The organism is Bacillus sp. MHSD_36 (assembly GCF_030757775.1).
GTDB lineage: Bacteria > Bacillota > Bacilli > Bacillales > Bacillaceae_G > Bacillus_A.
The window spans coordinates 814,620-836,603 of record NZ_JAVBIS010000001.1 but is presented as its reverse complement, the minus strand read 5'-3'; the positions used below and the strand labels follow the sequence as shown (position 1 = coordinate 836,603).

At 34.6% G+C, this 21,984-nt stretch carries 12 protein-coding genes and 3 other annotated features; all 12 genes read right to left on the bottom strand.

What is annotated here, in order from left to right; genetic code table 11:
* Positions 1 to 36: 36 nt before the first annotated feature.
* The gene (gene ltaS / locus Q9B79_RS04260; protein ID WP_306182750.1) at positions 37 to 2,010 is read right to left on the bottom strand and encodes a lipoteichoic acid synthase; all 1,974 of its coding nucleotides are present in this window, start codon (positions 2,008 to 2,010) and stop codon (positions 37 to 39) included.
* A gap of 619 nt (positions 2,011 to 2,629) precedes the next feature.
* Positions 2,630 to 4,255, bottom strand: a complete 1,626-nt coding sequence (locus tag Q9B79_RS04255) for an ABC-F family ATP-binding cassette domain-containing protein (RefSeq protein WP_306182749.1) — start codon at positions 4,253 to 4,255, stop codon at positions 2,630 to 2,632.
* A 409-nt stretch (positions 4,256 to 4,664) separates the two neighbouring features.
* Positions 4,665 to 5,513, bottom strand: a complete 849-nt coding sequence (locus tag Q9B79_RS04250; protein WP_306182748.1) for a P-loop NTPase family protein — start codon at positions 5,511 to 5,513, stop codon at positions 4,665 to 4,667.
* Positions 5,514 to 5,848: 335 nt separating this feature from the next.
* Positions 5,849 to 8,965 (bottom strand): MMPL family transporter, encoded by a 3,117-nt coding sequence (locus Q9B79_RS04245; RefSeq protein ID WP_306182747.1) that lies wholly within the window; start codon positions 8,963 to 8,965, stop codon positions 5,849 to 5,851.
* Positions 8,966 to 9,216: 251 nt separating this feature from the next.
* Positions 9,217 to 9,783, bottom strand: a complete 567-nt coding sequence (locus Q9B79_RS04240) for a TetR/AcrR family transcriptional regulator (RefSeq protein ID WP_001107307.1) — start codon at positions 9,781 to 9,783, stop codon at positions 9,217 to 9,219.
* A gap of 229 nt (positions 9,784 to 10,012) precedes the next feature.
* Positions 10,013 to 11,170 (bottom strand): GNAT family N-acetyltransferase, encoded by a 1,158-nt coding sequence (locus Q9B79_RS04235; RefSeq protein ID WP_306182746.1) that lies wholly within the window; start codon positions 11,168 to 11,170, stop codon positions 10,013 to 10,015.
* Between the two features lie 286 nt (positions 11,171 to 11,456).
* Positions 11,457 to 12,746, bottom strand: a complete 1,290-nt coding sequence (aroA, locus tag Q9B79_RS04230; RefSeq protein ID WP_306182745.1) for a 3-phosphoshikimate 1-carboxyvinyltransferase — start codon at positions 12,744 to 12,746, stop codon at positions 11,457 to 11,459.
* Between the two features lie 16 nt (positions 12,747 to 12,762).
* Entirely contained in the window at positions 12,763 to 13,863 is a 1,101-nt protein-coding gene (tyrA, locus tag Q9B79_RS04225) for a prephenate dehydrogenase (RefSeq protein ID WP_306182744.1), read from the bottom strand.
* Positions 13,856 to 14,956 (bottom strand): histidinol-phosphate transaminase, encoded by a 1,101-nt coding sequence (hisC, locus tag Q9B79_RS04220; protein WP_016110182.1) that lies wholly within the window; start codon positions 14,954 to 14,956, stop codon positions 13,856 to 13,858. The genes tyrA and hisC overlap by 8 nt, the downstream gene beginning before the upstream one ends.
* An 18-nt stretch (positions 14,957 to 14,974) precedes the next feature.
* Positions 14,975 to 16,147, bottom strand: a complete 1,173-nt coding sequence (aroC, locus tag Q9B79_RS04215) for a chorismate synthase (RefSeq protein ID WP_306182743.1) — start codon at positions 16,145 to 16,147, stop codon at positions 14,975 to 14,977.
* A gap of 53 nt (positions 16,148 to 16,200) precedes the next feature.
* Positions 16,201 to 16,420: a binding site (T-box leader), on the bottom strand.
* Positions 16,421 to 16,429: 9 nt separating this feature from the next.
* Positions 16,430 to 17,506: a bifunctional 3-deoxy-7-phosphoheptulonate synthase/chorismate mutase gene (locus Q9B79_RS04210; RefSeq protein WP_306182742.1), complete on the bottom strand. Its 1,077-nt coding sequence runs from the start codon at positions 17,504 to 17,506 to the stop codon at positions 16,430 to 16,432.
* Between the two features lie 194 nt (positions 17,507 to 17,700).
* Positions 17,701 to 17,936, bottom strand: a binding site (T-box leader).
* A gap of 54 nt (positions 17,937 to 17,990) precedes the next feature.
* Positions 17,991 to 18,227: a binding site (T-box leader), on the bottom strand.
* Between the two features lie 107 nt (positions 18,228 to 18,334).
* Positions 18,335 to 21,847, bottom strand: a complete 3,513-nt coding sequence (locus tag Q9B79_RS04205) for a DUF4020 domain-containing protein (protein ID WP_306182741.1) — start codon at positions 21,845 to 21,847, stop codon at positions 18,335 to 18,337.
* Between the last annotated feature and the right edge of the window lie 137 nt (positions 21,848 to 21,984).

The following is a 21,984-nucleotide window of genomic DNA, read 5'->3' as shown; positions in this document are numbered from 1 at the left end:
AAAAGCGCCACTCATATGAGTAGCGCTTTTTAATATTTATTTCGTTTCCCCATCTTCAGTCGTCTTTACCTTCGTTTTATTTTTATCACGATGGTTATAGTTGTACTTCGAACGATCAACCGGTGTAAATCCTTCCGGTGTGTAGAATCGTAATAAGTCACCATTCACGACTTGGTCAGAGTATTTTAACGAGTTTTGAACCATTTGTTCATTTTGTTTTATTTCATCTGTAAATTCTACTGGTTTTCCAGTCGTTGTATCATAGTATTTGCCGTTTAATGCAGTAACTGTTGGGCTTACGTAGTTACCATTTCGGAACGCAACAACTTGCTTATGATCTGGTGATAATAAATCTGAACCGAATTGAACATAATTTTTTGTATCTGTTCCTAGTAAGTGTAAAAGAGTTGGAAGAACATCAATTTCACCACCGTATTGATGTTGTACGCCACCTTTCACACCTGGTACACGAACGATTAAAGGTACACGCTGTAACTGTGCATTTTCAAATGAGTTCATTTCTTTACCCATTACTTGAGACATTGCTGCATTATGATTATCTGAAATACCGTAATGGTCTCCGTACATAACAATAATTGAATTATCGTATAAACCAGATTGTTTTAAGTAATCGATGAAACCTTTTACAGATTCATCTAGATAACGTGCTGTTTGGAAGTACGTATCTACTGATGAATCACCTGTAGTCGCTGGTTCAATTGTTGCTTCCGCTTTATCAATCGGATAAGGGAAGTGGTTCGATAACGTAATAAACTTCGTATAGAACGGTTGTTTTAACGTTTGTAATAATGGAATAGATTCATTAAAGAACGGCTTATCTTTTAATCCATAGTTTACTACGTCTTTTTCATTCATATCATAGTATGACGCATCAAAGAATTTATTAAAACCAAATGATTTATAAATGTCGTCACGATTCCAGAATGTTTTATAGTTACCGTGGAACACAGCTGATGTGTATCCTTGCTGCCCTAAAATAGCTGGTGCTGATTGATACGTATTATGAGATTTCGTTGTAAAGACAGATCCTTGTGGTAAACCAAACATTGAATTCTCTAACATAAACTCCGCATCAGATGTTTTCCCTTGTCCTGTTTGATGGAAGAAGTTATCAAAGTAAAGCGTATTCGCATCTTTTGTGAATGAGTTTAAGAACGGCGTAACTTCTTGACCATTTAATTTATAGTCGATTAAGAAGTTTTGGAATGACTCTAAATGAATATAAATTACGTTCATTCCCTTTCCTTTACCGAAATACTCAGGATTTGGACTTGCATAAGTTGATGTTAAATAGTTTCTGACTTCTGTCATGTTATCTCCATCAGCTAATGCTCTTTCCGTTGATGCTTTCGCACTTTGAATCCCATCATAAATTGTATAGTTATATGCTCCTAAATATTTCACAATATAATTACGATCGAATGTTCTTGTTAATAATTCAGGACGGTCAGATTCTGCAAGACCTAAGTTAACACTGAATAATAAAATACCTGCTACAAATACTAGTGATACTTTATGTTTCGCAACACGAATTGGTTTTGGATTTGCAAACTTTGTTGCAACTAAAACAATTAAAATGATTGTGTCTAAGAAATATAGCGGATCATAAAGATGTAGCAACGCAAGAATACTACCACCTAGATCTCCAAAGTTATTCGTTTGTGTTAATGTCGGGAACGTAATAAAGTCACTGAAAAAGCGATAATATACTACGTTTGCGTATAAAAGAATCGACAATAACAAATTAATGATAATTAACCAAATATAAGATCGTTTCCCTTTTGCAAATAGTGCCAGTCCTAGAAATAGAACTGCGGAACTAAGTGGGTTAAAAAATAGCAAGAATTTTTGGATTGTGTTTGAAATACCTAAATTAAATTCCGTTACATACGCTGCGTATGTTTTAAGCCAGAATAAAATAACGGCAAACAGAAAGAATCCAAAATGATTGCTTAACACACTTTTGCTCTTTAATAAAAACTGTTTCATCTCTCCACCTCTTTTGATCATCCAAGGCTTATTTTGATATAAGTCTGTCTCTCTATTCAATTTTTCATCTTCAAATAGATTTTATTTGTTTAACTATATGAAGAATATTAGTAATTATAATTTGAAGCTAGTATTTATTCAACTATTTCTTTCAAGACATTTTGACCTTGGTTTCTATTTAACAAAATAATTTTGTAACATTTCCTGTTTTCTCCCAAGATTCATCCACTAATTATGACATCACATACTATATACCTTTATTCACTACTTCGCAAATAAATATGTCTCCAGTTCTGGAACATTAATGTAATATAATTAAATTCACAATAGATAGCATTTATTTTTTCAATGTATATATTATTTCTCCATTCATTTATTTATGCTTCAGCCATTCTTCTATGTACAACATCTTAATCTCTTTCCTTTAATAAAGTTATCCTTGAATAATTATTCACAATCCATAAAGTGAGACTTTAATCAGTGGGAGGTTCTTCATCCCCCGCCTAACTTCTTTGCCCTCGCTGAATTTTGAGGTGAGGGTCTTATTGCCCATTAATGCGGGGTAAAGTTTATAAAAAACCCTCGCTCTCAAAACGAGAGCGAGGGTTTTCTTCATTTATTATTGACCTTTGTACATTGCATCTACTTGTTTTTGAAGTTCTTCATTTTCTAAGAACTCATCGTAAGTAGCCTCTTTATCAATTACACCGTTTGGCGTTACTTCGATAATGCGGTTTGCAATTGTCTGTACGAACTGATGGTCATGAGATGTGAATAAAATTGTACCTTTAAATGCAATTAAACCATTGTTTAATGCAGTGATAGACTCAAGGTCTAAGTGGTTCGTTGGATCGTCAAGTGTAATTACGTTTGCACCACTTAACATCATTTTAGATAACATACAACGAACTTTTTCGCCTCCTGATAATACAGAAACATTCTTCTTAACTTCTTCACCTGAGAATAACATACGGCCTAAGAAACCACGTAAGAAGCTTTCTGACTCATCTTGTGGAGAGAATTGACGTAACCAATCAACTAAGTTGTAATCACTGTTCTCAAAGTATTTAGAGTTATCTCTTGGGAAGTACGATTGAGATGTTGTAACGCCCCATTTGAATGAACCGCTATCTGGCTCCATTTCACCCATAAGGATTTTAAATAATGTTGTCATTGCAATATCGTTACGACCGATAAATGCAACTTTATCACCTTTATTCAAAGTGAAGTACACATTATCTAACACTTTTTCGCCATCAATTGTTTTAGAAAGACCTTCAACAGTTAATAAGTCATTTCCTACTTCACGCTCAGGTGTGAAGCCAACAAATGGGTAACGACGAGATGATGGTCTAATATCATCTAATGTAATTTTATCTAATAATTTTTTACGAGAAGTTGCTTGTTTCGCTTTAGATGCGTTTGAGCTAAAGCGCGCGATAAAGTTTTGTAACTCTTTTACTTTCTCTTCTTTTTTCTTATTCGCATCTTGTGTTAATTTTAAAGCTAATTGGCTTGACTCATACCAGAAGTCATAGTTACCAACATAAAGTTGAATTTTACCGAAATCAAGATCAGCCATGTGCGTACAAACTTTATTTAAGAAGTGACGGTCATGGGATACAACGATTACTGTATTTTCAAAGTTCATTAAGAAGTTTTCTAACCATTGGATTGCTTTTAAGTCCAAGTGGTTGGTAGGCTCATCTAGTAATAGAATGTCAGGTTTACCGAATAAAGCTTGAGCAAGTAATACTTTTACTTTCTCTGCCCCAGTTAATTCAGACAATTTCTTATCATGAAGATCTTCACCAATACCTAAACCTTTTAGTAAGATTGCAGCTTCTGACTCAGCTTCCCAACCGTTAAGCTCAGCGAACTCACCTTCAAGTTCAGCAGCACGCATACCATCTTCATCACTAAAGTCTTCTTTCATGTAAATGGCATTTTTCTCTTGCATTACTTTGTAAAGTTGCGTGTGACCCATAATAACTGTTTCTAATACTGGGAACTCTTCATATTCGAAGTGGTTCTGTTTTAATACTGCTAAACGCTCACCTGGCGTAATATGTATGTCACCTGTTGATGGTTCAATTTCTCCAGATAAAATCTTTAGAAATGTCGATTTACCAGCACCGTTCGCTCCGATTAAACCGTAGCAGTTACCTGGCGTAAATTTTATGTTAACATCTTCAAATAATTTGCGATCCGCGAAACGCAAACTAACGTTACTTACTGTAATCATTTGTGTCCTCCTACTAATACCGCTTATTTCAGCGTTTTCTCACCGATTGTCTTAAGAAATCGCATATTACGACTCAATTATTGTAGACTATAGCTATTATATAGTAGAAGATGGATGAATAGCAACGGTTGATTGCTATTCCTTTCTTTCCAAACTCCAATAAAAACCTTTGTTTTTAATTATATTAAAGTTCCATACACGCTTTAAGGAGGCTTTATCTTGAAAAAATATTAATAATTGGAGCATTATGTTTATCTCTTACTTCCTTAACTGCATGTAGTAATAACACAATAATTTATATGCATTTCGCACCCCGTTTCGTATTATAAATAACAAACTAAAACGCTCAGAAAATATTCTGAGCGTTTTTATTTCCTTCTTCAACTAAAGCAACAGTTAGTGAAAAAAGCTATTTCACCATTTGTATTGTTAACTTATCTTTTAACATTGATCTATATGAGTCAATTTCATATTTTGTATTATTGATTTTTTCTTTTTTCATTTTTAACATATCGAATATTTCTAACTCTAAATTCCTTCTAGCTTCAAGAACCTTTATCGCTCCTTCTACACCTGTATGGTTATGTTTTTTCCCATAGCCTTGGTTAGTGTAATAGTCGACAATTCCTGTTGACCATTCTGGATTTCTTTCTTTTAATGCCTTCATAAATGAAAATTCAAGATCATCTTGTTCTACATAGAATAACATTGGATTTAAATTCTCTATGATTTTTGCAACTTTCATTACATAATTTATTATTTTTTCTTTTTGTTCACCGTATTTAATCATCCCAATCGTTAATGGATTTTGTATGAAACAACATTCAAAGATATAAACCTTATTGTCTTCTCGAGCAATTTCAGCAAAGTCTTTCCATTTGTCAGCAATTAATTCAATATTTTTATCGAATAATAATTCATATATATCGTTTTTCAAAACACCATTAAATAATTCGTCTGAAAACTGGTCACCAAACTCATTTTTTATCTTTCTGTATGGTAATAAATAATTGCTTTCTTTTTTTAGAACTCTTTTAAGAAGCACTTCTTTAAAATCTCCACTGTTAGATAATAATCTATCGAATTCAAATTTATTAAAACAAGATACACCATCATAGTCGGCTGGGTGATTCAAATTCCCCTCTAAAAATAGTTCAACTTCAATTTTATTTTCGCATAGAATTTCATTTATTAGCTTTGCAGTGGTCGATTTTCCAAATCCAGGTAAACCCTCTACTATTATTAGTTTTGTATTCATAGTTATAAATCCCTTCCTTCAAAGTATTTCACCAAGATTAAAAAAATTACTTACTCCACTGCAATCACTCCTTTAAAATATGATATTCATCATTTCCTTTGAAAAATCCTTCTTAAAGTAACCTGACTGTTAGTTTAAGAACATTTTTCACAATCTCTATCATTATTTTAACATAAATTTTCCATTTACCTTTTAAAAAAGATGGTCCACCATTATTTGAGTGAACTATATAAAAAAGATGCTAAATCATATGTGATTTAGCATCCCTAATTTGTATGTTATTTTATATTTTATCTCCTATAACTGAACCAGTTACTTTTTAAAATGGGATTCTTTTATTTCCTTTCACTTAATTTCTTTGCATAATTCTTCATTTTACTCGTTAATCCTATTAAAGCAGGTAACAATATTGGCATCACAATAATGGCTAATAGTAACAGTGCAACACCAACAACGGATGCTACTTGTATTAGCGTTAATACACCTGAAGGGATTAATGCAGCAAATGTACCTCCTAAAATAAGTGCCGCTGATAATACGACCCCTCCAATATGACGAGAAGCAGTTACAATTTTCTTCGCTGGGTCCCCTTCTAACTCATTGTATCTCATCATTACGAAAATACTATAATCCACACCTAAAGCGACAATCATTATAAAACTAAAGAATGGAACATTCCAGCTTAATGAATCTACATGTAATACATGCGTACTAATTTGTTCACTTATACCTAGTGATGCAAAGTACGCTAATAGTAACGATCCAATAATAAAGATTGTGTTTAATAATGAACGTGTAATCACAATTAGTACAATCGCAATTCCAATTAACATAATTGTAGCTGTACGTAAGAAGTCTTGCCCTGTTACTTCTTTTAAATCAACGTTTCTAGCTGTCGTTCCTCCAATTGCTGTTTTTGCATTATTTAATTCGGTCCCTTTCAAAGTACCATTTATCGTTTTATTGATTTCTTGAATAATTGGCATCGCTTCTTTTGAATACGGATTCACGTCTAAAATGATTGTCATTTTAGCAGTCTTTCTATCGTGTGACATGTACGTATTCAAAGCTTTTTGGAAATCTTCCCCTTCTAAAACTTCTTTTGGAATATAAAACTTCTCAGAGCTTTTTGATTCATTTAGCTCGCCTAAATATTTCTGTGCGTCATTTAGACCGTTACTTACTTTTCCAAGCCCTTCTGTACTTTTAGATAAGCCTGTTTGTAATTGCCCCATCTTTTCTTGCAAGTCTTTCAGTCCAGTTAACAGCTGGCCTTGCCCATCATTTATTTTTGTTAATCCAGTTTGTAACTCTGATGACTTGTTCGCAATTTGTTTTGAACCTGAAGCACCCTCATTTAATCCATTTTTAAGATCAGCTGCTCCTTTTTGTAACTTAGTAACTCCATTGTTCATTTCTTTTAAGCCGTTATCCACTTTCAATAACGATTGATTTGCTTCTCTAAATGAGCCCATCGCCGCTTTATGCTGCGTTGCTAATTGATTTAATTCATTTGAAAGCACACCTAATTGCTTTTGAGCCTCTTTAGCAATTCCTATCGTCTGTAGTATGTTCGGATCATTTGCTAATTCTGGTTTCGTTTGAATAAAGTTGGTCATTAACATTTCAATTTGTTCGTAACCTTTTTTCGCACCATCAATTGCTTGAGAAATACTTCCGAAGTATTGATCGTAAGAACTTAAACCTTTTTCTAACTGTGCATAACCAGCATGTAGTTGTGAAGTTGCATTAGATAGGACATTTATATTTTCACTTACTGAAGTTAACCCACTCTCAATTTGCTGTGCTCCTTGTGCCCCCTCGTTTATTCCATTCGATAATTGATTCAACGCTGTTCCTAAAGCAGATACACCATTTTTCGCCTCGTTCGTTCCATCAATTAGCTTTTGAACATTTGCGAGGCCGTCTGAGTCATTACCACCCATTTTATTTTTAGCATCCGTTAATCCGTCATTGATTTCTTTTAGGCCACCATTTGCATCTCCTAAACCTGTATTTAGTTCTCCTGCTTGTTTATTTATATATAATTCTTTTATTTTATCTCCAGTTGGACGTGTCGGTGCATATACCTCTGAAACACCTTTCACTTTCGAAATTTTATCAGTTAACTCATCTAATGTTTGTAGAGACGTTCCTTCATCTAATTTTTTGTTAGATTGAATGACTAACGTACTTGGTGAAGAAAAACCAGGTGGAAAATGCTCTTCTATTACGTTAATCCCCATCTTTGATTCGTACTTATTATCTACTTCAAATAAGTCATTGTAATTAAGTGTATTAGAATATTTTAATACGAAAGGAATCGATATCACGAATACAATAATTAAAGCTACAAATGGTCTTGCTACTGAGTTTTTCGCAAAGAATCCCCATAAGCGACTATCTTCATGACCTTTAAAATTTTTAACTGGATAAAACATTCCTTTTCCTAATAGCACCATGAAAAATGGATTTAATGTGGTTAAAACGAGTAATAATACGAAAACACCAATCGCTACCGCTGAAGTAGATTGATATAGTTTAAAACTTGCTAAAGCAAGTGATGCAAAACCAATTAGCACTGCTATACCGCTATATAATACGGTTTTACCTGCTGATTTAAATGTTTCTTTCGTAGCTAAAAATGCGTTTTCTTGTTTACTTAATTCTTCTTTAAATCTTGTAAATAGTAAAATGTTATAGTCTGTTCCCACTCCAAACAGAACGACAACTACAAAGACTTGCGTAAAGTTTGAAAACGGGAAATTAAACTGATCTACAAGATGGGCAATAACCCCCATTGAAACTAAGTACGATACACCAACTGTAAGAAGTGAAATAATCGGAACAACAGGTGAACGGAATACAATGATTAATACTACAAGAATGAAAATGATTGAAATAACTTCAGTCTTTTTCACTCCCTCTTGAGAGGATTTAAGAAAATCACCCGCTACTAAGTCACTTCCTGTTAAGTACGTTTTTACCCCTTTCGTTTGTACCTTTTTATGAAGATTATTTGATACTTTCGATATTTCACCTTGTTTTTTATCTATCGATATTTGCGTTAAAATAGTCGTATTATCTTTAGAAACTAATTGTTTCTCCAAGTCTTTATTATCTAAATGTGAAACAACTTCCTCTATTCCTAATTGCTCTTTTTCATTTTGCAGGGCGTTGATTGTTTTTGTTATTTCCTCTTTTTGCTCAGTTGTTAAAGCTGTTTTACTTCCGCTATTGAAAACAGCTATAATGTCATACTTTTCAGTTCCGCCTTTATCCATTTCTTTTATCATTTTGTCAGCAATACTACTTTGCTCTGTATTAGGAATCGTAATGTGCCCTTTTTCTTTCACTAATTTATCCATATTAGGCATCGTTACGATCATTGTAATAGTAATAACTATCCATAATAGAAAAGATAAACTTCTCCAATTTTTTAGCTTGCTCATTTGCATCATCTCCCGCGATTAAAATTTTACGTTAGTTCCGGAATGAATATTCATTCCTATTATTCCGAAACCATCTTTAGGAATGAACGTTCATTCCTATCATTCTATTACATTATTTTGTAAACTCTATTAAACTAGTCTTTCTGGAATGAATGTTCATTCCTTTAGTTGCACAAATACCCTCTCCTACTCTCATTTTTTAATTCTATTCAGGAATGAATATTCATTCCTGTCCTTATAAAGCTATAGAATCAAATGATTCTAATAGCGTTCCAGGAGCTTTCTTCCAATTCTTTTACTAACTCTTTCGAGTATTCTAATTGCCCTGTTGCAATTACTTTCGTTAATTTTTCTAACGGTTGATATACAATAATAATTAAAGCAACTGGAGGCAATGGACGAAGAAAACCTTTTGCGATTCCATCTTCAATAATATTCATAAAGAAGCCTATAAAATCATCAAATATTTTCTTACTCTGCTCGTCAAGAAAATAACTATCGCAGTGAGAATTTGTAAATAAAAAAGCATCCACATTGTTTCTCGCAAATTCAAATAAACGGTTATACGTATGACTAAACTGTTCACGAATATTTGCTTCAACAGGAAAATCCGTTTTTATCATTTCAGAAAGCTGTAACATACTTTTTGAAAATAATGAGTTAACAAGCGCCTCTTTATTTTCAAAATAGCGATAAATAGTACCCGCACCGACATTTGCTTTTTCAGCGATCATTGGAATTGTCGTACCATCGTAACCACGCTCTGCAAAAAGTTGCATCGCAGCATCAAAAATATCCTCTTGTTTGTTTTTAGCCATTTTTTCCACCTCTATTTCCAGGAATGAAAATTCATTCCGTTTTTAATTATAAATTACAGGGAATAAAAGTCAAGTGCGTGACTACGTATAGTTGCAATTTTATTCCCTTGTTTGTGAATAAAATTATATCAGCGATTTTCAGGATATATCGACTTACCGACAAAAATTAACAAGATGAGATGGAGCTATCCCAAAATTTTGTTCGAAACAACTCCATCTTATATGCAAATTAAAAGAAATCATAAATAAACGCTTTACGTACCGGAACTATATCCTCAAATGCTTGTATTTCCTCTTCACTTCCGCTAATTAATTCAAGTTCATTTAGTTCTAATGGACGTTTGTATCCAAACAATATTGTAGATAGTGCATTTATATCTAGTTTGATTCCTTTATCCATTGGTTCTTCTATAATTGTTATTTCATAATTTGCAAGTCTCACTGTTATGTTATTCCACGGTGCAAATGAATCGGTAATATGTAAAATTACTTCTTGCTGTACAATGTCCCAGTTTAACTCATATTGTTTTAAGAACTTCTCCACATCTACAATTCTTCCCATAAAATATGGTTTTATTTCTGTCTTCACACGTGGCTCTTGCAATGTATATAACAACGGTTCGTTTTCATTTACTGTCATTTCAAGTTCTTTAATCATAGAATCATGCTGGCAAATAAAGTTCCATAGACCATTTCGTGCTTCATTATGCAGTGGTACGAATTCTTCTACAGTCATTTTAGATTTTTCTATTTTATATAACATGTAACCTGCTGCAGTTTTATTTTCATCATAGTAAATTGCTAATGTTAAATCATCATAAACAGATTGTAACCACCATTTTTCATTTCGAACTAGCATACCAGAAAAACGTTCTGCAAATGTTTCATAAAGCTTCTCGACTTCTTCTGGGTGATTTTCTTTATTGAAACGTTTCACAGTACCATTCACTTGTTTTTTCATAACTAAATCACTCTTTGTCATATGACATACAAGAAGATCCGCACAAAGTTCCCAGCCATATTTGCGATAAAATGCAACAGCAAATGGATGTAACATGGATACTGTATATCCATCTTTTTTCATCGTTTGAAGTGAATGTTGAAGCAATTCTTTCACATACCCGCTTCTTCTATATTCTGGATACGTCGCTACCCCTGCAACGCCACCCATTTTAAATTTTTCTTTGCCTATGTAAATATGAAACGGAATAAGGTGTAGTTTTGCTGCTAAGTCCTCCCCTTCCATAATACCGTATACTTCATGACTTTCCTTCATTCTTGTAAGTTGCTGCTGCAATCGATCTTCATCAACATTATATTGAAAAGCGTATTCTGATAAGCGTAATGCTTCTCTAAATTTATCTTCTTTTAATCGTATAACGTTCATCTATTTCTCCTCCCTTCTTTATTTGAATTGTACCATAATTTAAAATATTGCAGTGCGGTGAATGAAATTATATTGACTTAGCGAACACAAATTCAATATAAAAAAGCAGATACATCTTGTATCTGCTTCTCGATACTTTATCCCGCTTTAACGGGCAGTAAGACCCCCACCTCAAAATTCAGCGAAAGCAAAGAATTTAGGTAGGGGATCAACTGCCCGTAAAAGTCCGATTGGTTCAACTAATAATCAGTGGGGATGAAGAACCCCCACTGATTAAAGTTTCACTTTATTTAGCTAACTTTTGAAGTTCTTCGAAGAATGTAGGGTATGATACGCCTACTGCTTCTGCATCTTCGATAATTGTTTTTCCTTCTGCCAAGGAGCCAGCAATTGCAAGCATCATTCCGATACGGTGATCACCGTAACTATTTACTGTATTTCCTTTTAAAGCAGATTTTCCGTATATAATCATCCCATCATCAGTTGCTTCTATGCGAGCTCCTAATTTCGTTAATTCTGCAACGACTGTATCAATACGGTTTGTTTCTTTAACTTTTAATTCGTGTGCATCTTTAATTACTGTAATTCCTTCTGCTTGCGTTGCCGCTAAGGCGATAACAGGAATTTCATCGATTAATCTTGGAATAATATCTCCGCCAATTTCGATTCCTTTTAATGAAGAGGTTTCAATTGTAATATTTGCTGCCGGTTCTGATGCACCTTCGTTAATTGCTTCCACAGTAAATGTGGCACCCATTTTCTCTAATACATCAATAATACCTGTACGAGTTGGATTCATCCCTACATTTTGTAATACTAGTTTACTATTCGGAATAATCGCGCCTGCTACTAAGAAAAACGCAGCTGATGATACGTCACCTGGTACTTGAACATCTGTCGCTGTTAACTTCTGTCCACCTGCTAGTTTCACTGTTTTTCCTTCGCGAGTTACTTTAACGCCAAATGCTTCAAGCATTCTTTCCGTATGGTCGCGAGAAATATGTGGTTCTGTAACAGCTGTTACACCTTCTGCACGAAGACCAGCAAGTAAAATAGCTGACTTAACTTGTGCGCTTGCGACAGGTGAAGTGTATTCGATTGCTTTTAAATTTCCGCCACGTATTGTTAATGGCGTAAACGTCCCTTCTTCTCGGCCATCAATGTTTGCACCCATTTGTTTTAGTGGATTTGTTACACGTTTCATCGGTCTTTTTGCGATAGATGCATCACCTTGTACGCAAGAGAAAAATGGTGTATTTGCCAAAATCCCTGACATTAAACGTATAGTTGTACCAGAATTACCAACATCTAATACAGCTTTCGGTTCTTGTAATCCTTCTAATCCTTTACCAACTACAGTGACTTCATCACCGTTTTGCACGATGTCTACTCCCATTTCTTTAAAACAAGAAATCGTACTTAAACAATCTGCACCAGGTAAGAAACCTTTAATTGTTGTTTTTCCTTCTGCAATCGCGCCGAACATGACAGCGCGGTGAGAAATCGACTTATCTCCTGGAATTGTAATGTTGCCATTTAATCCGTTATTAACAGGTTGTATTGTTCGTTCCTTCACGTTTTCACCTTCTCATTTAAATTGTTTCATAAGTTTGGTATTTTTCTTCTCCAAGCGCTAGCTTTGCTTTCATACGATCTTCTTCTCTTTGGAAGCTAATGCGTAATACCCCAAGCAATCCTTCACGTGCTTCTAATATTTGCAAGTTCGTAATACTAATTTCCTCGCGAGCTAAAATACTCGTAATATGAGCCAATGCCCCTACTTTATCTAAAACATCGACGTATAAGTCGTGATAGGCAGGAATTGCCCCTCTCTTACGTACTGGTAAAGAATCACGGTATTCTTTCGCGTCTGCAAAATAGTTTTGAATCTCGCCTGCATCTCCGGTCGAAACTGTATCATATAAATCTTCCATTTCAGAGATCCACTCTTTTAATAATACCATTAAATGCTCACGATTTTGTTTAACAATATCACTCCACATTTTTGGGCTACTAGATGCGATACGTGTAATGTCTTTAAACCCTCCGGCAGCTAGTTGATGAATAAGTGGATTATCTCCTGCATGTTTCTCCACTTGCTTTACTAATCCAGCTGCGATAAGATGCGGAAAATGACTAACAATTCCTGTTACATAATCATGTTCTTCAGTATTTAAAACGAGAAAATGAGATCCTGTTCCTTGTAACCAGCGCTTTAGTTCTTCCACATGTTCATTTGGCACATGATTCATCGGTGTTAAAATGTAAAATGCATTTTCAAATAAATGCGCTTTTGCACTTTCAACTCCCGTTTTATGAGAACCTGCCATCGGATGTCCACCAATGAAAGAAACTTCCTTTGAAAATAAAGCTTCTGCTTCATTCATAATCGTTCCTTTTGTACTACCAACATCAGTTACAATAACATCTTCTCGTAAACGAAATGACGCTAATTTGTGTAATAACTTCTTCGTTTCTTCAACTGGCGAAGCAAAAACAATGAAATGCGCTTCTTCACATGCACGCTGTAAATCTAATGCTACTTCATCTACTACTTGTAATTCTTTTGCACGCTCTACTTGTTCTTGAAATATATCATAGCCTGTTATCGTTACATCGTGCTCTTTCTTAATCGCTAATGCGAGAGAGCCCCCAATTAAACCAGTTCCAATTAAAACTACCTTTTTACGCATTTGCCTCATCTCGAGACTTTCTTTTTTTATTTTCAAAGTGTTGTTGTAACACTGAAATCACTCCTTCATTTTGCTCCCTTGTTCCGACTGTAATACGGACACCATTCGGGAACGGACGAATAATAAATCCTGCATGTGCACAAGCTTCATAAATCTCTCCAGCATTCTCAACTGGTAAGAAGATGAAATTTGTTTGTGATGGATAAAATGGGATTTCATTTTCCTTACAAAAGCTTTCATATTGTTGTAATCCCTCTGTATTTACACGAACTATTTCCTCAATAAACTCATCGTCACCAAAAGCAATCGTTGCTGCTTTTTGAGCTAATGAAGATACGTTAAATGGCAAACGTACGACATTTAATTTCTCAATTAGCTCTTTCTGTCCAATTGCATATCCAACGCGGAAAGAAGCTAATCCGTAAGCTTTAGAAAACGTTCTAAGTACAAGAATGTTTTTATGTTTTTCTAAAAACGGTAATGTCTCTGGGAAATCTTTTGCTGTTACGTATTCATAGTACGCTTCATCAATGACAATTAACGTATTCTCACTAATACCTTCAATAAATTGAGCCAATTTTCGATCATTCACATATGTGCCTGTCGGGTTGTTCGGATTACAAATCCATACGATTTTCGTATTATTATTTACCGCTGATGAAATTTCGTCTAAATCGTATACACCGTTATTTAAAGGAATTTCTTTCACTTCACAACCTTCAATAATTGCATGATGACGGTACTGCGGGAATGTCGCACCAGCCGTCACGATATTATCTCCTGCCTTGAGTACTGCACGACTTATGATTTGAATGACTTCATCTAAACCACTACCGCAAAGTACTTGTTCCATTTGTACATGTAACTTATTTGCAATTGTTTGACGGAGTGTTGTAGCACCTCCATCAGGATATAAAGCATGTTCCAGCCACGATGTTTGCAACTCATCTAAAACACGTGGTGAACAGCCGAATGGATTTTCATTCGATGCTAATTTCACAAATGAATGATCTCCGTACACTTCTTTCATTTGTTCAGGTGATTTACCTGGTTTATATGGTTGTAATGAAGAGAGTTGATCTTTTACTTGCATGTTAAAACCACCTTTTTATTAAAATTCTTTTGCGTATTTATTATGTTGCTTAATATTTTGCTGAATTAACTCCATACGATCTTTTCCGAATTGTTCGACTAGTGCATGTGCAAGTTCCCATGCTACAACAGACTCAGCTACTACACCTGCTGCTGGTACTGCACAACTATCCGATCTTTCAATACTCGCCTGGAAAGCTTCTTTCGTATCAATATCAACACTTGCTAACGGTTTGTATAATGTAGGTATTGGTTTCATAACACCTCTAACGACAATTGGCATACCTGTTGTCATACCGCCTTCTAAACCGCCTGCATTATTTGTTTTTCTCGTGTATCCTTGTTCTTCATCCCATAAAATTTCATCGTGCACTTTACTTCCTGGCTGCCTTGCTGCTTCAAAACCAACGCCAATTTCAGCACCTTTAAATGCATTAATGCTCATAATCGCACCAGCAAGTTTGGCATCTAATTTACGATCGTAATGAACGTAACTACCAACGCCAATCGGCATTCCTTCTGCAATGACTTCAACAATACCGCCAATTGAATCTCCGCTACTTTTTGCGTTATCAATTGCATCCATCATTTCTTGTTCTACTGCTTTATCTAAACATCGAACTGGTGAGTTTTCAGTAATTGTTTGAATTTCTTCCATTGATAAGTTTGAAACATGTTTTGCTTTTACTCCGCCAATTTCAAGTACATGCCCTGCAATTTCTATGCCTAATTCTTTTAAAATTTGTTTCGCAACTGCACCAGCGGCTACACGAACTGTCGTTTCTCTTGCGGATGATCGCTCTAGTACGTTTCTTATATCACGATGTCCATATTTAATTGCTCCGTTTAAATCTGCATGCCCTGGACGTGGTTTTGTAATTGTACGTTTCATTTCTTTACTTTCTTTTTCCGAAATTGGCTCTGCACCCATTACTTTCGTCCAATGTTTGAAATCATCATTTTTTACGATTAGCGTTATCGGTGAGCCAAGTGTCATCCCATGACGAACACCACTTACAATTTCAACTGTATCCGTTTCAATTTGCATGCGTCTCCCGCGTCCGTGCCCTTTTTGTCTTCTTAATAATTCTTTATTAATATGTTCCGCGGTTAATGTTAAACCCGCTGGTACACCTTCTAAAATAACTGTTAACTGTGGTCCATGTGATTCTCCAGCTGTAATATATCTCATTTCTCTTGCCCCTTTACTATTTTTTTGTACAAAAAAGTCCCTACTGAGCGCTCAGTAGGGACGATGTTTATCGCGGTACCACCCTAGTTGTAGACTTCTTTCGTCTACCTCTCTTCTTCTTTAACGATCGTTAAACCGTCCTTCCCTACAATAGTTTGCGGAAAAGATGCTCCAAGGCTGTAATTCATGCTTACCTTTGTACTGATTCACACCGACCATCAGCTCTCTTTAACAGTGAGGTAAGCACTACTGTTTCCTCTTCAGCGCATATATAATATGGAATTAAGATAACTTATTTTTGAATCCTTTTAGCTCTTCCATGAATTTATGGAATTCTGGAATATCCATTTGTTGTGCAGAATCTGATAATGCAACTGCTGGATCTGGATGTACTTCAGCCATTACTGCATCTGCGCCAATTGCAAGTGCTGCTTTCGCTGTTGGTAATAATAAATCTCTACGTCCAGTTGAATGCGTTACGTCAACGATAACTGGTAAATGTGTTTCTTTCTTTAAAATCGGTACAGCAGAAATGTCTAATGTGTTACGTGTTGCTCTTTCGTATGTGCGGATACCGCGCTCACATAGAATAATTTGGTCGTTACCTTGTGCAATGATGTATTCAGCTGCGTTAATGAACTCATCAATTGTTGCTGCTAATCCACGTTTTAATAATACTGGCTTGTTAACTTTACCTACAGCTCGTAATAAATCGAAGTTTTGCATGTTACGTGCACCAACTTGAATTACATCAACGTAGTCTAATGCCATTTCAACATCGTTTGGATTTAAAATCTCACTAATGATCGCTAAGTCGAACTCATCTGCTACTTGGCGTAAAATTTGTAATCCCTCTACTCCTAAACCTTGGAAATCGTATGGAGATGTTCTCGGTTTGAAAGCACCACCGCGCATTAATTTTAAGCCTTGGTCTTTCATCGCTTGCCCTACTTGGCGAACTTGCTCTAAGCTTTCTACCGCACAAGGTCCCATGATGAACGTTTGTGTTCCGTTACCAATCAATTCACCTTTTACATCAACGATTGTATTTTCTTTTTTCTTTTTACGTGATACTAGTAATGCTTTACGGTTATCATCTTCTTGTAATTCTAAGCTAGCTTTGAAGATTGTTTTGAAAATATGTTGAACCGTTGATGTTTCAAATGGTCCTTCGTTATGCTCTGCGATCATATCAAGTACTTCACGCTCACGTACTGGATCAAAACGTTTCGTACCTTGTACTTGCTTTTGCTCCCCGATTTTTTGAACGATTTCACCACGTTTATTTAAAAGGTGTAATAGTTGTAAGTTAATTTCATCTACTTGTTTACGTAATTGATCTAATTCATGATTTGCCATTTGGAAATCCTCCTCTAATGTTTTAAAAGTATAGTAAGAGAATGAAAAATTCTCTATTTTCTGAACTGATAAATTATACAAATTTTAAGTGGAATCGATACCTCTTCTTATTTTAAACGAATATTTACTATAAGGACACTACCTACTATATAAAAACCCACTTTTTTGTACAAAAAATCCCTACTGATTCAATCAGTAGGGACGATATTTATCGCGGTACCACCCTAGTTGTAGACTTCTTTCGTCTACCTCTCTTCATTGTTAACGATCATCTGACCGTCTTTCCCTTCATAAAGACAATACTATCTTTACTACGAAAAAGATGCTCTAGGACTGTAATTCGCTCTTGTTTTTGTACTGGTTCGCACCAACCACCAGCTCTCTGTTACAGGGAAACAACAACTACTGCTTTTCCTTTCAACGCATGAATATTAAATTTTCAAGTTGGACCATTAAAATACAAAAAGCCCCTACTGAAAAAATCAGTAGGGACGATATTTATCGCGGTACCACCCTAGTTGTAGACTTAATTTCCGTCTACCTCTCTTCACTGTTAACGATCAATTGACCGCTTTTTCTTCATAAAGACAATACTATCTTTACTATGAAAAAGATGCTCCAAGACTGTAATTCATGATTATCCCTGTACTGGTTCACACCAACCACCAGCTCTCTGTTACAGTAAGACTAACCACTACTGTGATCTCTTCATTGCACTTTGTTTATTCAAATGTTTTTGAAATTGAATAAGTATGATTCGTATTATAGAACGCTTTTCAAAACACTGTCAACAACTTTTTATATATTTTTTAAAATTCCACTTTTACCCTACATTTCTTCTTGTAAATTCTCCATAACAATTCCGATGCGAATTATCTCATTATCTATTGCGTTTAATACACATTTTTCTGCTCCAAACTGGATTAATACTTCTTTTATTTGAAGGATTTCCGTTTCAAGTAAATCAGCTTCCTGAAGCGTTTGCAGTAAAGTAAAAAATACGTTTGCATACAATTCTTTATACATTTTTATACTCTCTATCTTTTCAAGTATTTCATTAAATAACTGTTTTAAATCCGTTTGATTCCCTTTTCCACTCACGCACGAAAACGATTTACATATTTTCGATAATCCTCTTTCTACTATTTCATCCATAAATAAAATAATACGTAAAAGCATTACATATTCTCTAGCTGTAATTCCACCCATTTTCGGGCGTTCTCGTAAAAATATACTAAGCCAAGCTGTCCAAAATTTTTGTTGTTCTTTTGCACTTAACGTTTTGATGTAATAGCATAAAAACTGCATAAATTTAATTTTATTTTCTTCATTCTCTCGTATAAGCAACGGATATAACCAATCTGTTTTTTGCTCCCAATACAGTACACATTTAATAAATACAAAACTGAGCCATTTCAAGAATGCTTCCCTCGTATGTGGATGTAATATTTCCAAATGTTCTACCGCATACTGAATAAATCGCTTCATTTCTGTAAATAAAGGTAAATTGATTTGCGTGTAACATAAGCCTGCCCATGCATATTTCGTAATCTCATTCTCCTTCTTTAAATCTAAGTACGGTAACAAATATTTTCGGCACCATTGTTTCTCAATATGATAAAGAAATGTAATATCTGCTACTAAACGAGCTAACATATAATTTGTCCGTTCAGAACTAACTCTTACTTGTTCCTCAAATAAAAATAAATATTCATACACGTTACGATCGTATAAATGATCATATGATAACAGTTTTAATAATACAGCTGTCATTTTCCCAACAGGATGCTGGATCGATTCATTGTAAAAATCTTGTTTTCCAAGCTTAAAATCTGTATCACTTTTCATTACTTGAGGAAATACCGCAAAAGCAAAACGTTTCACGTTGCGTATACTATTTTCCTCTAACTCTTCTAACCGATTACCAATTTCATATAGAAAGCTGCTAATTAACCAATGAAAAGCAGTATTTCTAACGAATTTCTGCAACAGAGGAATAATTTTTTGTATTTGTTCATTTGTTAGTCCTCGGTTATTTCGCCACTCTCTAATACAAACAAACCAAACTTCATTACTTATTTCGTGCATACCTACTAATCGATAAGCAAATGAAATACTCCATTCTGTATTCAATTTACATGCTTTCGATAACATCTCTAAAAAATGACGTTGTTCAAACACACCATCTTGAGAAAAGTGGCGAACTTGTTTCATAATTTCTTCATCTTTCAGCTGCAATAATCCATCGGCAGTTACATTACAAGTAATACTTTGTTCTGCCGCTTCTTTCTTTTGTACACTGTATCGATCAGAATGAAAGTGAGGATGTTTTTGCTTCATTAACTCATAGCCTTTTGCCGTAGATGGACTATTCGAGTCACAAGTGAATAATAAATCTAACACGAAACAAACATCAAATGCCCTCTCCTCCGCAAGGTTCTTTAATACAATTTGAATGACTTCTTCTTTTGTTTTTTCTAAAGAGAGTGCGTAATGATTTTTTATAAGTTGAAAAACTTCGTGTTTATAAGTGACATCTAAAAGAAGTCTTTCCTGTAACAACCATTTCATTTTCTCATCGGCGCTAACAAATATATTTTTATTCATCGCATCAATTGCAATTCGATTTTGAAGTATGCTGTTTGCCTCTATCATTTCTGTAATATAATAATTTGCTTTTTTCTCATTGTTTTCACATAGATAGGCTAAACATTCTTTTACAATTTGAATTAAAAATGCAAGATCATTTTGCTGAAACTCTTTTTCCGCATTTTCCTTATCCCTTTTTTTCAGTGCTGTTTGCCTTAGTGATAACATTCGCATCTTCTCTATTCCCATCATCATAATGGGAACGGCGTAATAGGAAATATGCGGTTTCATCTTCTCATTCCAAATTTGCTCCACATAAGAAAAAGTAGACACTGGTAGCCGGCTCGATTCCTCGAGTTCTATTGATTCCTCCGTATCATTTCCCCACTTTCTTTCACGCTTCAACTTAAGTTTTCCGTCCAAAATAAACGTTAATAACAATAAAGCAATTTCTTTATGCTCAGGAAAAGAACATTTTTGCAGTAAGCAAGAAATTATTTCGATCGATTTACTATCTTTTTCAGCTGTTTCTAATAAAAGAAGTGCCCATCTTGCAAACAACAAAGGATCCATCTCGATTTTCGTCTCACTTAAGTAACTACAAATTGTTCTCCATAATAACGGAGATAGTTTAGATTGATTTTTAAAAATTAATTGAAATAACTCTTTTTGATGACTAAAAAGAAATTGTTCCACTAACCATTCTGCAAGTAGTTCATCTACCTCATTATAGTTTGATGTAACTAAAAATAAATTTTGTAATTTCCCTTCTGCTTCAAGCCATTCCACCCATTCATAATCGTGAGCAAATTCAACGAAGTAGCGGACTGTTTCAATTTTTTTTATAGATTGTTTTATGTATGATAATTGTTCCTGTTCTACTGACGGCGGAACTGTTACTATGTCACGAATTCGCATTCGTTTTGTAATATAATTATCACCCATTAACTCAGCCCATCGTTTCACTGCTTTAACGAGAGACTGATGATTATTTCCTTTATTCGGATACACGATCGGCCGTATTCCTAAATGCTCCCAATGGTACGTGTTTTCCCCTTGTGCGACAAATGCATAACGCCTTGTACTTGGTGGTAAACCAGTTGCTAAATATTTCATTACTGGGTCATTATGACTATATCCAACGAACAAAACGGTGTAATTCGAGAATAAATCAACTAAAAATCTTCTTGCCCATCCTTCCGTCAAGTAAGCCCTTCCAAAATCACCATCTGTTAAAATTAATGCTTCTTTTTCTTGTTCTATATTGCCATGTATGTAAGCGAGTCCTTTAAACGCTCTACCTGTAGGTAACGCAGGTGCGTAATATACATTTAATTCTCTATTCATTTCTTTCATCGCAGTAGTAAAATGTCGATCAAAATTTGTCGTTACAATACGAACTTCCGTGTCTAAAGGAAACAATCTCGGAATTGCATAATGAAGCGGATTCGGTTTTGACTTTTCTATATGAACTAAATCTCTTGCAACTTGATGTACATCTTTTGATTTCGCAATTTTACCAAGATAATAATCATGAGGTTCTGTTACTTCACGAGTTTCTACATATAAGGTTTTCGCAATTTCATCAACAAGATCATCAAAATTCGGTAAGTTTGATTTCCCTTTCATAGAAACTCCCGCTCCAACAAATAATACTAACTTTCCTTGTTCAAGATGATCAATTAACTCGTCTGGAATTTCTACTTCTGAAGTAATCCACACCCAGGATTCCCCCTTACCTAAAAATGTCATATACTCTCATTTTACTATAACATTTTTTCTTTGTTTTTTTAATATTTAGACAAAAATCTAACGTGAAAAAGTTTTAAGTAAATATATTCGTTACAATGTATGAACTCCTAAATTTATTGCAAAACTATGTATAAATC

Excerpts from the sequence above, each read along its gene's own strand:
- ltaS (WP_306182750.1), bottom strand. The coding sequence starts at position 2,010 with ATGAAACAGTTTTTATTAAAGAGCAAAAGTGTGTTAAGCAATCATTTT.
- Q9B79_RS04255 (WP_306182749.1), bottom strand. The coding sequence starts at position 4,255 with ATGATTACAGTAAGTAACGTTAGTTTGCGTTTCGCGGATCGCAAATTA.
- Q9B79_RS04250 (WP_306182748.1), bottom strand. The coding sequence starts at position 5,513 with ATGAATACAAAACTAATAATAGTAGAGGGTTTACCTGGATTTGGAAAA.
- Q9B79_RS04245 (WP_306182747.1), bottom strand. The coding sequence starts at position 8,965 with ATGAGCAAGCTAAAAAATTGGAGAAGTTTATCTTTTCTATTATGGATA.
- Q9B79_RS04240 (WP_001107307.1), bottom strand. The coding sequence starts at position 9,783 with ATGGCTAAAAACAAACAAGAGGATATTTTTGATGCTGCGATGCAACTT.
- Q9B79_RS04235 (WP_306182746.1), bottom strand. The coding sequence starts at position 11,170 with ATGAACGTTATACGATTAAAAGAAGATAAATTTAGAGAAGCATTACGC.
- tyrA (WP_306182744.1), bottom strand. The coding sequence starts at position 13,863 with ATGCGTAAAAAGGTAGTTTTAATTGGAACTGGTTTAATTGGGGGCTCT.
- hisC (WP_016110182.1), bottom strand. The coding sequence starts at position 14,956 with ATGCAAGTAAAAGATCAACTCTCTTCATTACAACCATATAAACCAGGT.
- aroC (WP_306182743.1), bottom strand. The coding sequence starts at position 16,147 with ATGAGATATATTACAGCTGGAGAATCACATGGACCACAGTTAACAGTT.
- Q9B79_RS04210 (WP_306182742.1), bottom strand. The coding sequence starts at position 17,506 with ATGGCAAATCATGAATTAGATCAATTACGTAAACAAGTAGATGAAATT.
- Q9B79_RS04205 (WP_306182741.1), bottom strand. The coding sequence starts at position 21,847 with ATGACATTTTTAGGTAAGGGGGAATCCTGGGTGTGGATTACTTCAGAA.